Source organism: Bacillus sp. EE-W1 (assembly GCF_009760835.1).
Lineage (GTDB): Bacteria > Bacillota > Bacilli > Bacillales > Bacillaceae_G > Bacillus_A > Bacillus_A wiedmannii.
Genome location: NZ_WIPE01000090.1, coordinates 1 through 10,751, shown reverse-complemented (window position 1 = coordinate 10,751; position 10,751 = coordinate 1). Strand labels below are relative to the sequence as shown.

The following is a 10,751-nucleotide window of genomic DNA, read 5'->3' as shown; positions in this document are numbered from 1 at the left end:
ACAGCACCAACAGCACCAACAGCACCAACAATACCAACAATATCAACAGCAACAATCTTCTCCTTGGACAGGTGGAATTGGAGCAGGAGGAGCAGGGGCAGCAGCGGGAGCGGCTAGCATTGGTGGAGCAGCAGGGCACGCTGGACACGTGGGTCATTAATGAATTGCAGAAAAAAAGACATAATAAAAAACTGCTAGGAAATCCTAGCAGTTTTTTTCAGCTTCTTGGCGCTGGCGTTCGATTTCAGCACGAAGTTGTGGTTCTGGTGCTTGCCAGCCTTCTGGTTTTAGAATTTTGCCGTCACCTTCACGGAATCGAGGTTTTCCATCAGGGAATAGTTTTGCCATGTTTGCGTTATTTACAATTTCGAATCCTTTATCAGGACGTACGCCCATTTCGGCAAACGTTCCGAATGCAAAGTAAATAAGGTCAATTAGTGCATCATATTGATCTTCAACAGTCGTTGCTTCTAGAAATTCTTCTAGCTCTTCTTGCATAAAGCTAGCACGAATTTTTGCACGTTCTTCTGTTAATTTCGTTGGAGTATTTGTCACAGGGTGTCCGAACTCTTCATGCATTTTTGCAACAAGTTCGTATCCTTTATCTAAACCTTTTTCGTTTGTCATGTTGTTTCATCCTTTCTCGCTTTGTGCCGAATCTCATTGTAACATAAGGTGATTATGAAATGAAAAAGGACTGTTCAAAAGTTTCATCTTTTAGTTAAGATAGGGAAAGATTATATCGACTAAACGACAAAACATAACCTATTAATAAAAGAAAGCCATCCCGGAATACTTTTGGGACGGCCTTGCTCGTTATTTTTCTTCTTTTATTAAAATGGATAAAAGAAGATCGATGCCAAACATACCAACGAGCAACATTGGTATAACGACAAGTAAATAACGTGTGAAGGAAACATTTTTTAAGTATGTATGAGCAAATAAAAAGACGCCGAGAAATAAAATACCATTTAAAATAGGCTTTACTAATTTTTTAGACATAAGCTCCCCCGTAAATATCTTCTCTCTCTATCTAAAATAAAAACTCCTCTTTCCGTTGTATCATGCTGGAGAGAGGAGTTCAATCATTTCTCATTCAATTACACCAGAATTTGTAATATTTACGGTGTATTTTATAGTAACTGGAACATCTTTGTACATTTGTTTCCACTCTTCTAATTTGAATGGGCGATAATGTTGCTTATACTTAGCTCCTAGCCCGAGAGGATCGACACCTAAAGATTTGAATTGCTTAATTAACTTGTTACCTTGTATATCCAATTGTTTTTGGACGGCCTTCTCAATCTTTTTTGTGTTCTTAGCATTCTCTAAGTTAATTTGTTTCGATACTTCTTGAATACGAGCCTCAAGTTTAACATGAATGGAAAAGGAAGGCTTTCCATTTTTTATTTTTATATCGTATGTTGGAACAGAACGAATATTATTAATCATTACGTACCCAGGATTTGCTTTAAATTCATGTGAATCCAACTTATGTTTCTCTAAAAGTCCTTTGAATACAAACATATCTTTTTCCACAATTTTACCAACATATTTATCCTTTTTAAAAAGACCAATTCCGGTGATTTTTATTTTATCACCATGTTTCTTTAGAATTGGAATATAGTAGTCTTGCCCTTCTTGATAATAACGGAATGCTCCTACATGTAGATTATCTGTTGGTAAAGGACCGGTTTCCATATTATGTTCTAGCATTTTTTTTATATAAATTGCAACGTTGGATGAAGTCGTGTACTTTCCTTTTAAAAGTTCAGTACCGTTACCTTCAAGTAAAGCAACATATAAAGCATTCCCAATGTTTACATCGCGAATTAATGTATCAAAGGAAGCAACCATTCCTTTCTTAGCAATTCGGGTGGTAAATAGAGCAACTCGCATTTGCCCGCTAGCAAATGGTTGAGAAGACTCTAAAGATGTATCTGCTTTTACTTGTTTTACAGCATTTGCTGTTCCTTCAAAAACTTGAACTTTGTTCCCTTTTTGCTGAATAGGACAAACAAATGTTACCTTTATTTTATTATCTTTTGCTACATCAAAGACAGTTCCTTGGATAAGGTGTACGTCATCGATAATATTTTTTTGTAAACATCCAGTTAGACTGAAGAGTGTTATACAAGAGATAAGTATTAATTTATTTTTGATTTTTTCCATTTTCTTTTCACCCACACAATGATAAATAGGATTGGGATGTATACATAAATGAGCCAAAAGCTCCCCTTTGATGCATTACTAATAAAATTATTAATATCGTGTCTGTTTGTTAAAAGTTGTGAAACAATGAGGGTGATAATGATAAAAGCGATTAAAACACCTCTTTGTTTTACACGGAATATTTCGTGAGTTGCTCTCATTGCCGCCCACAAAGGTAGAATAAAACTTGTAATAATAACGAGGGCATAAGCTGAAATTGCAATATATTCTAGCCTTTCTATGAATGGTAATTGAATGACTTGGGTCATAGAAAGTTGGGCCCATATCGTTTTTAATAATTGTTTTTCACTAAAAAACGAAAAGGCTAAAAGGGTACTAAATAAATATAGAAGGTTTGAAAATAGTGCTCCAAGCTGGGCGTATTTATGAGATTGCATAGGCTTTTTCACAAATGGATACACCATGAGGTAAATCTCAAAACCGGTCATACTGTAGATTGACAGTTGAGCGGATTTTAAAATGTCTGAAAAAGAATGTGTGAATATAGGTAGTAAATTATCCCAATGTGAATATTTCAAAACGAATAAGCTTAGAAATAAATATCCTAATGTACCACCAACAGAGATGACGCAAATACCGGTAATTACACGAAATCCAGAAGAAATAATGTAATAGCTAACTAAGCACAAAAAGAGTGTTAACATCCACGTGGAAGCAGTTGGGAACATCCATACTTGAATAATTTCAACATACGTTCGAATAACCGAAATACTGACGATTAAAAAATAGGCTGCAAAGATGATATTAAAGACATTCCCTATCCACTTTCCAAATGTTTGCCGATGTAAGTCGATTAAATTACCGTTTGTTTCTTTTAATAAAAAATACATCATCCATATAAGAATCTGGATACAGATTCCTGTGATTAGAACGCCCATCCAGCCATCGTATCCAGCGGCCTTGGCAGTAATTCGAGCGAAGCCGAGAACGCCAGCTCCAAACTGTGCACCGTGAATTAAGAAGAAGACAAAGACAGGAGATATTTGATATTTTTCTTGAACTTTACTCATCGATGCACCTCGTTCTTTAATCATCAAAGTCTGATCTATGTTTTGTTGAAATTCCTTTTGCTGATTTTTTTACATGTTGTGGCCTCGCTTGTACATCCCTTGTATCAATCATCGTTAAAGGAAAACGAATCCAAGAGTCCTTAACCGACTGTTGTCTTGTCGGATAAAACAAAGCGTACGGCTTACGTAAGGAAGTAAGTCTGAATAGATGCGTAAATAAGAAGATAAATCCAAGAGAAATCCCGAACAATCCGCCTATTTCTGCAAACATAAGAAATGGAAAGCGTAGTAATCGAACTGCATTACCCATTTTATAAATAGGTGTAATAAAGGAAGCAAGTGCTGATAAGGCAACGATAATTAATAAAATATTACTCGTTAAACCAGCTTGTACAGATGCTTGCCCGATTACGATACCGCCTACAATCCCGAGTGTTTGACCAACTTTCATCGGTAACCTCGCGCCAGCTTCTCTCAATAAGTCGATTGCAAGTTCTAAAAATAGTGCTTCAATTAAAGGTGGGAACGGTACTTGTGCCCTTGATAAAATCAAGGTTTCAAGTAAATCACTTGGAATAAGTTCATAATGATAATTTAAAACTGCAACATATAACGGTGTAGCACAAATTGAAAATAGAACGGCAATTAATCTTAAAATCCTTGAAAATGTAGCGTATAGCCAAGAAACGTTATAGTCTTCTGGTGAAATGAAAAAATCGAAATAGGATACTGGCGTAAGTAGAACACTTGGAGAACCATCCACAAAAATAGCAATTTTCCCATCAATGAGTGCTTTTGTAACTCTATCAGTACGTTCTGTATTGATATAGAGAGGGAAAATCGACTTTTCACCCATTAGTTCTTGTATATAAGCACTATCATTAATTTGATCATATTCAAGAGCACGTAATGACTCCTCGAGAAAATCTACATTTTCTTTTTCAGCGAGGTTGTCTAAATACATCATGACAACTTTTGTTTTGGAAAACTCGCCGACAATCATTTCTTTTGTTTGTAAATCTAAAACAGGAAGACGTTTTCGAACTAAATTAATATTTGTATCAATATCCTCTACGAAACCTTCTTGAGGACCGATAACAGTCGATTCGTTTAAAGGAGGGCTTGGTGCCCGATACGTATCAATTGCAATGTTTGCAAGCATACACTTTTGGTCTTGCTGATTCAATTGAATAATTGCATGTCCCTTTAACACCATATCCTCAATTTTTTGTAAATCGTTCGTAATTGTAATACCGCTCATTGGAATATGTTCTTTTAGCTCTTCTAGTGAAGCGTTAGGTCGTTCTAAAAGAGTAGGCATTAAATACTTTTGTAATTTCTCTCCATCAAGCGAAGGGCGGTAGTAAGAAATCCAATAAGGCATCGTTTCATCGTCAGATGTGTGATAATTAACAAAATCGCTAGATTTTTTGAGTTTCTCTATTAAATCTTGTAGAGAGTGAATCCGGTCTTTTTCTGGTTTCGTAAAATCATAAATACTATTATTTCCAGAGTTTTGCTGCTGATCTTGATCCGAGTTCCCTTGTTTAGAATGTTGTTGCTGATTCTGATTCGAGTCGTTTTGTTTAGAGTATTGTTGTTGATTCTGATTCGAGTCGTTTTGTTTAGAGTTTTGTTGTTGATTCTGATTCGAGTTGTCTTGTTTAGAGTTTTGTTGTTGATTCTGATCTGAGTCGTTTTGTTTAGAATGTTGTTGCTGCTGATCCTGAGAAGGCTCTTTGTGTTCCTCTTTTTTTTGCTCGCTATTGCTATCTTTATTATGTTTCATACTTCTAGTCTGTTCTTTGTTATCATTCTCTTGGTTGTTAGGCTGTTGCTCCGAGTTATCTGTTTCGTTTTTCTCTGTCGTATTTGATTTTTTTTTCTTACGTAGCCAATTCCAAATCATATGTATGCCCTCTTTGATTGTGTAATATAATGCTATTTTGTGGCTAATTTTGTATATTATTCATTTATTTATTTATGAAAAGAAGGAGGAGATTAGTTTGCATAGAAAAAATCCTTTAGTAAGCAGCAGTTCATACTATGGCGGGAAGAGGGCGAGTCTGTGCAATTTGTAAAAAAGGAAAAGTTTGTTTTAAGAGAGTTTACGTTTGAAAATGGTAGGGGAATTCCTGTTCAAATGGGGTATGAGACGTATGGTACTTTAAATAGAGAAAGGTCAAATGCGATTTTGGTATGCCATTATTTTAGTGCAACGAGTCACGCGGCAGGGAAATATACAGCGCATGATGAGGAGTCTGGTTGGTGGGATGGTTTAATTGGACCGGGAAAAGCAGTTGATACAAATAAATATTTTGTTATATGTACTGATAATCTTTGTAATGTGCAGGTTAAGAACCCTTATGTGTTTACAACGGGACCGAAATCGATTCATCCGAAAACTGGAGATGAATATGCGATGGATTTTCCGGTTTTTACATTTCTTGATGTAGCTCGTGTGCAATATGAGTTAATAAAAGATATGGGAATCTCAAGGTTACATGCTGTAATGGGACCGTCAGCTGGTGGGATGATTGCGCAGCAATGGGCTGTTCATTATCCTCATATGGTAGAGCGGATGATTGGTGTTATTACGAACCCGCAAAATCCAATTATTACGTCGGTAAATGTAGCGCAAAATGCAATTGAGGCTATTCAACTAGATCCAAGTTGGAAGGGCGGAAAATATGGAGAAGATCAGCCAATGAAGGGACTTCATTTAGCAAATAGAATGATGTTTATGAACGCATTTGATGAGCATTTTTATGAAACGACATTCCCTCGTAATAGTGTAGAGAAAGAACCTTATGAAACATTTGCTGCATTAACATCATTTGAGAAAGAAATAAATAAAGTGACATATAGAAGTATAGAGTTAGTAGATGCAAATTCGTGGATATACACTGCGAAAGCAGTTTTATTACATGATATTGCGCATGGATTTTCGTCTTTAGAAGAGGCGCTTTCTAACATAGAAGCAAATGTACTTATGATTCCGTGCAAACAAGATTTGCTTCAGCCGTCACGCTATAATTATAAAATGGTAGACATTTTGCAAAAACAAGGGAAGTATGCGGAAGTGTATGAGATAGAAAGTATAAATGGGCATATGGCAGGAGCATTTGATATTCATTTATTTGAAAAGAAAGTTTATGAATTTTTAAATCGGAAAGTATCTAGTTTGGTGTAGAAAATAAATGGTGTGAAAAAGGTGCGATGTATGTAGTAGGCACCTTTTTTTACATGATTTGTAGACGGAAAATATATGTGGCAATTGCTATACCGAAGAATGCGATACTAAGCAATAGAAATAAGAATGACATTTCTTGTGGTGATTTTATCTTTTTATTATTCTTCATACTAAGTGCAATAATTGCGGCGATTAAGAAAATGATGCCCGTAATGAAAAGAAAAAGTGTCATTTTCATTGGCTCCTTTCATAAAACAAGTATATTGAGGATACAATGCACGAGTTATGTTTGTAAAGAATAAGTTTTGCGAGAAAATTGAGAAATAAAATTTCCATTCTTTGCGTTCTTTCTTTCGCATGCTAAAATTGACTAGATATGCTTGTTTAAGGAAGAGACTAAAGGTTTTATTGTATATAAGGAGGAACGACATATGACAGAAGTTAAAACAATTACTACAGAAGAAGTGCAAGAGCGTTTAGAAAATGGAGAAACGTTATTTTTAGTAGACGTAAGGGAAGATGAAGAAGTAGCGGCAGGGAAAATTCCAGAAGCTGTACATATTAAAATGGGTGATATCCCAAATAAAGTAGATTTCTTTGATAAAGAGAATGAATATATCTTTATTTGTCGCTCGGGAATGCGCAGTGAAAATGTATGCCATTATTTAAATGAGCAAGGATTTAAAACAATGAACATGGTTGGCGGTATGCTTCAATATGAAGGTGAAACGAAATAAGTAGCTAAAAAAACTTGAAACGTGTTTGTTTCAAGTTTTTTTCTTTTGCATACAGTGTACAAAAGGGGGATAGGTAAATGGGGATTAACTTGCGGAAAGTAAAAATTATTAATAATACAGGGGCTGTTAATGTCGGTGACTGTTATGATATCTCACCTTTAGCTGTAGCAAAAATATATGCAGGTGCTGGAGGATCGAGTGCGGCTATTTTTTTAAATGGGAAAAGGCAGCCAGAAGCGGTGATTCGAACATCAGTATTTCTTCCGCCATTAGCAACGAGTACACGTACATTAGGTTCATAGAGGAAAGGTAGAGTGTAATTATGCCTGCTCATATAAAAGAGTTTGTTATTGTGAATAACACTGGGAATATATTTACTGGTGATAATTTGAGTGATACGTCATTTACTGCTACGAAATCGTATAGTGGCTCAATGGGGTGCACTTGGATTGACGTTGTTACAGTAATAGGGACGGAGACGAAGCTTTGTTTACAGCCGGGTGATTCGGTGACGACAACATATACAAGAGGCACTCCTGCCGGTACTGTAACAGGAACAAATATGGGGCAAAGTGTAAATGCATCGAGTATAGCACAAGCTGTCCCTAATACAGATAATATGGATTCAATTGCTGGACTCCCTTAAGGATTTAAGGGAGTTTTTATTATTTCAAATAAAAATAGTCTTTGAGTTTGTTTTTGTAAATACATATTAAGAAGAAGAGGTTTGTTTCATGTAAAAAAGATGGTGTGCAGGTGGTGAAAGTGTGAGAGAGCGCGATAAAAAACATTCATTAAACTCTAATTTCAGAATTTCACCAAATCTTATTGGTCCTACCTTTCCACCCGTTCCAACGGGATTTACTGGCATTGGGATTACTGGCTCAACCGGTCCCCAAGGTCCGACTGGCCCTCAAGGACCAAGAGGATTACAAGGTCCGATGGGGGAGATGGGCCCGACAGGACCTCAAGGTGTGCAAGGGATACAAGGACCAGTTGGACCAATAGGTGCAACAGGTCCAGAAGGACAGCAGGGGCCGCAAGGATTGAGGGGAGCACAGGGAGCTACAGGAGCGACAGGACCAGAAGGAGTGCAAGGGTTGCAAGGTCCGATTGGTCCAACAGGAGCGACTGGGACACAAGGTATACAGGGGATACAAGGGTTACAAGGTCCGATTGGAGCGACTGGACCTGAGGGACCTCAAGGAATTCAAGGTGTGCAAGGGGTACCAGGTGCAACCGGTCCACAAGGAATACAAGGGGCACAAGGGATACAAGGACCACAAGGACCGAGTGGAAGTGCGGGGACAACAGGAGCAACTGGTCAAGGGGTTACAGGCCCAACTGGAATAACAGGTCCAACAGGGATAACGGGTCCATCTGGAGGACCACCAGGTCCGACGGGGGCAACTGGTGCGACAGGTCCAGGAGGTGGACCGAGTGGAAGTACAGGTGCGACGGGAGCAACGGGAAATACAGGGGTAACAGGAAGTACAGGTGTAACTGGAGTAACGGGAAATACAGGACCGACTGGAAGTACAGGAGAAACAGGAGCACAGGGCTTGCAAGGAATACAAGGGGTTCAAGGGCCAATTGGACCAACAGGTCCAGAAGGTCCGCAGGGTATTCAAGGTATTCCTGGTCCGACGGGAGTAACTGGTGAACAAGGAATCCAAGGAGTTCAGGGTATTCAAGGGGTAACGGGAGCAACAGGGGATCAAGGTCCACAAGGTATACAGGGAGCTATAGGGCCTCAAGGTGTAACAGGGGCGACAGGAGATCAAGGTCCACAAGGTATACAAGGAGTACCGGGTCCAACAGGAGAAACGGGACCACAAGGAGTTCAAGGGATCCAAGGTCCGATGGGTGATATAGGACCAACAGGTCCAGAAGGCCCAGAGGGACTTCAGGGCCCGCAAGGAATACAAGGTGTTCAAGGGCCAGTTGGAGCAACGGGTCCAGAGGGTCCCCAGGGGATACAAGGTATTCAAGGACCGGTAGGAACAACAGGCCCACAAGGTCCACAAGGAATTCAGGGAATACAAGGTGTGCAAGGGATAACGGGAGCAACTGGAGCACAAGGAGCAACTGGAATTCAAGGGATACAAGGGGAAATAGGAGCAACGGGTCCAGAGGGGCCTCAAGGAGTGCAAGGTGCTCAAGGGGCGATAGGTCCAACAGGTCCAATGGGAGCACAGGGAGTACAAGGTGTTCAAGGAATTCCTGGTCCGACGGGAGCGCAAGGAGTGCAGGGGCCGCAGGGAATTCAAGGAATCCAAGGTCCGACGGGGGCAACAGGAGAAACGGGAGCAACTGGGGCGACAGGAGAAGGCACTACAGGCCCAACAGGGGTAACCGGTCCAACAGGGGTAACAGGCCCATCTGGAGGACCAGCAGGACCGACCGGCCCAACGGGGCCATCAGGTCCTGCGGGAGTAACAGGTCCATCTGGTGGACCACCTGGCCCGACAGGAGCAACAGGTGCGACAGGAGTAACAGGAGATACCGGGGCGACAGGCTCAACTGGATTGACAGGAGCGACAGGAGAAACGGGAGCAACCGGAGTGACGGGTTTACAAGGTCCGCAAGGAATCCAAGGAGTGCAAGGAGAGATAGGTCCGACGGGTCCCCAAGGTGTTCAAGGTCCGCAAGGAATTCAAGGAGTAACGGGGTCCACTGGAGATCAAGGTCCGCAAGGGATTCAAGGCCCACAAGGCGACATAGGTCCAACCGGCCCACAAGGAATTCAAGGCCCACAAGGTTCTCAAGGAATCCAAGGAGCGACAGGGGGAACAGGAGCACAAGGCCCACAGGGAATCCAAGGTCCGCAAGGTGACATAGGTCCGACTGGGCCACAAGGAGCAACTGGAATCCAAGGGATACAAGGAGAGATAGGTCCAACCGGTCCAGAAGGCCCAGAGGGACTTCAGGGCCCGCAAGGAATACAAGGTGTTCAAGGGCCAGTTGGAGCAACGGGTCCAGAGGGGCCTCAGGGGATACAAGGCATTCAAGGACCGGTAGGAGCAACAGGCCCACAAGGTCCACAAGGAATTCAGGGAATACAAGGTGTGCAAGGGATAACGGGAGCAACTGGAGCACAAGGAGCAACTGGAATTCAAGGGATACAAGGGGAAATAGGAGCAACAGGTCCAGAGGGGCCCCAAGGAATGCAAGGTGTACAAGGAGAGATAGGTCCAACCGGTCCGATGGGGCCACAAGGAGTGCAAGGAGTACAAGGAATTCAAGGAGCGACGGGCGCACAAGGAGTGCAAGGTCCACAAGGAATTCAAGGAATCCAAGGTCCGACGGGGGCAACAGGAGATACGGGAGCAACAGGTGCGACAGGGGAAGGGACTACAGGCCCAACAGGAGTAACCGGTCCAACAGGGGTAACAGGCCCATCTGGAGGACCAGCAGGACCGACCGGCCCAACGGGGCCATCAGGTCCTGCGGGAGTAACAGGTCCATCTGGTGGACCACCTGGCCCGACAGGAGCAACCGGGGCGACAGGAGTAACAGGAGATACTGGGGCGACAGGCTCAACTGGAGTGACAGGAGCGACAGGAGAAACGGGAGCAA

11 protein-coding genes are annotated in these 10,751 nt (G+C 41.2%); 5 read left to right on the top strand and 6 right to left on the bottom strand.

What is annotated here, in order from left to right; all coding sequences use genetic code 11:
• Positions 1 to 204 precede the first annotated feature (204 nt).
• The 5 genes from GFJ36_RS24400 to GFJ36_RS24380 form a co-directional block, all read right to left on the bottom strand.
• Positions 205 to 627, bottom strand: coding sequence for a pyrophosphohydrolase domain-containing protein (locus tag GFJ36_RS24400; protein WP_000180547.1), 423 nt, complete (start codon positions 625 to 627; stop codon positions 205 to 207).
• Positions 628 to 816: 189 nt separating this feature from the next.
• Positions 817 to 1,002, bottom strand: a complete 186-nt coding sequence (locus GFJ36_RS24395) for a hypothetical protein (RefSeq protein ID WP_001982745.1) — start codon at positions 1,000 to 1,002, stop codon at positions 817 to 819.
• A 90-nt stretch (positions 1,003 to 1,092) separates the two neighbouring features.
• Positions 1,093 to 2,172, bottom strand: a complete 1,080-nt coding sequence (locus tag GFJ36_RS24390) for a Ger(x)C family spore germination protein (protein WP_097889177.1) — start codon at positions 2,170 to 2,172, stop codon at positions 1,093 to 1,095.
• On the bottom strand, positions 2,148 to 3,242 hold the full coding sequence (locus tag GFJ36_RS24385) for a spore germination protein (protein WP_088064691.1): 1,095 nt from the start codon (positions 3,240 to 3,242) through the stop codon (positions 2,148 to 2,150). The genes GFJ36_RS24390 and GFJ36_RS24385 overlap by 25 nt, the downstream gene beginning before the upstream one ends.
• Before the next feature lie 16 nt (positions 3,243 to 3,258).
• Positions 3,259 to 5,151 (bottom strand): spore germination protein, encoded by a 1,893-nt coding sequence (locus GFJ36_RS24380; protein WP_157349755.1) that lies wholly within the window; start codon positions 5,149 to 5,151, stop codon positions 3,259 to 3,261.
• Positions 5,152 to 5,310: 159 nt separating this feature from the next.
• Between GFJ36_RS24380 and GFJ36_RS24375 the strand changes: the two genes are divergently transcribed.
• On the top strand, positions 5,311 to 6,435 hold the full coding sequence (locus tag GFJ36_RS24375) for a homoserine O-acetyltransferase family protein (RefSeq protein ID WP_097889178.1): 1,125 nt from the start codon (positions 5,311 to 5,313) through the stop codon (positions 6,433 to 6,435).
• Positions 6,436 to 6,484: 49 nt separating this feature from the next.
• Here the strand turns inward: GFJ36_RS24375 and GFJ36_RS24370 are convergent, their stop codons facing one another.
• Complete coding sequence (locus tag GFJ36_RS24370; protein ID WP_000171896.1) at positions 6,485 to 6,667, bottom strand: hypothetical protein; 183 nt, start codon at positions 6,665 to 6,667, stop codon at positions 6,485 to 6,487.
• Between the two features lie 199 nt (positions 6,668 to 6,866).
• Here GFJ36_RS24370 and GFJ36_RS24365 point away from each other — a divergent pair, with 199 nt between their 5' ends.
• The 4 genes from GFJ36_RS24365 to GFJ36_RS24350 form a co-directional block, all read left to right on the top strand.
• Entirely contained in the window at positions 6,867 to 7,172 is a 306-nt protein-coding gene (locus GFJ36_RS24365; protein ID WP_000141210.1) for a rhodanese-like domain-containing protein, read from the top strand.
• A 77-nt stretch (positions 7,173 to 7,249) separates the two neighbouring features.
• Positions 7,250 to 7,474: a spore germination protein gene (locus GFJ36_RS24360; RefSeq protein ID WP_000512461.1), complete on the top strand. Its 225-nt coding sequence runs from the start codon at positions 7,250 to 7,252 to the stop codon at positions 7,472 to 7,474.
• Between the two features lie 20 nt (positions 7,475 to 7,494).
• Positions 7,495 to 7,818 carry a hypothetical protein gene (locus tag GFJ36_RS24355; RefSeq protein WP_001110863.1) on the top strand — a complete coding sequence of 108 codons (324 nt, stop codon included), beginning with the start codon at positions 7,495 to 7,497 and terminating at the stop codon, positions 7,816 to 7,818.
• 121 nt (positions 7,819 to 7,939) lie between these two features.
• The coding region (locus GFJ36_RS24350) for a BclA-related collagen-like exosporium protein (RefSeq protein ID WP_157349754.1) at positions 7,940 to 10,751 on the top strand (2,812 nt) is incomplete at its 3' end.

What these genes read in the sequence shown, in the direction of transcription:
- GFJ36_RS24400 (WP_000180547.1), bottom strand. Translation starts at nt 627, where the DNA reads ATGACAAACGAAAAAGGTTTAGATAAAGGATACGAACTTGTTGCAAAA.
- GFJ36_RS24365 (WP_000141210.1), top strand. Translation starts at nt 6,867, where the DNA reads ATGACAGAAGTTAAAACAATTACTACAGAAGAAGTGCAAGAGCGTTTA.
- GFJ36_RS24390 (WP_097889177.1), bottom strand. Translation starts at nt 2,172, where the DNA reads ATGGAAAAAATCAAAAATAAATTAATACTTATCTCTTGTATAACACTC.
- GFJ36_RS24360 (WP_000512461.1), top strand. Translation starts at nt 7,250, where the DNA reads ATGGGGATTAACTTGCGGAAAGTAAAAATTATTAATAATACAGGGGCT.
- GFJ36_RS24395 (WP_001982745.1), bottom strand. Translation starts at nt 1,002, where the DNA reads ATGTCTAAAAAATTAGTAAAGCCTATTTTAAATGGTATTTTATTTCTC.
- GFJ36_RS24355 (WP_001110863.1), top strand. Translation starts at nt 7,495, where the DNA reads ATGCCTGCTCATATAAAAGAGTTTGTTATTGTGAATAACACTGGGAAT.
- GFJ36_RS24385 (WP_088064691.1), bottom strand. Translation starts at nt 3,242, where the DNA reads ATGAGTAAAGTTCAAGAAAAATATCAAATATCTCCTGTCTTTGTCTTC.
- GFJ36_RS24380 (WP_157349755.1), bottom strand. Translation starts at nt 5,151, where the DNA reads ATGATTTGGAATTGGCTACGTAAGAAAAAAAAATCAAATACGACAGAG.
- GFJ36_RS24370 (WP_000171896.1), bottom strand. Translation starts at nt 6,667, where the DNA reads ATGACACTTTTTCTTTTCATTACGGGCATCATTTTCTTAATCGCCGCA.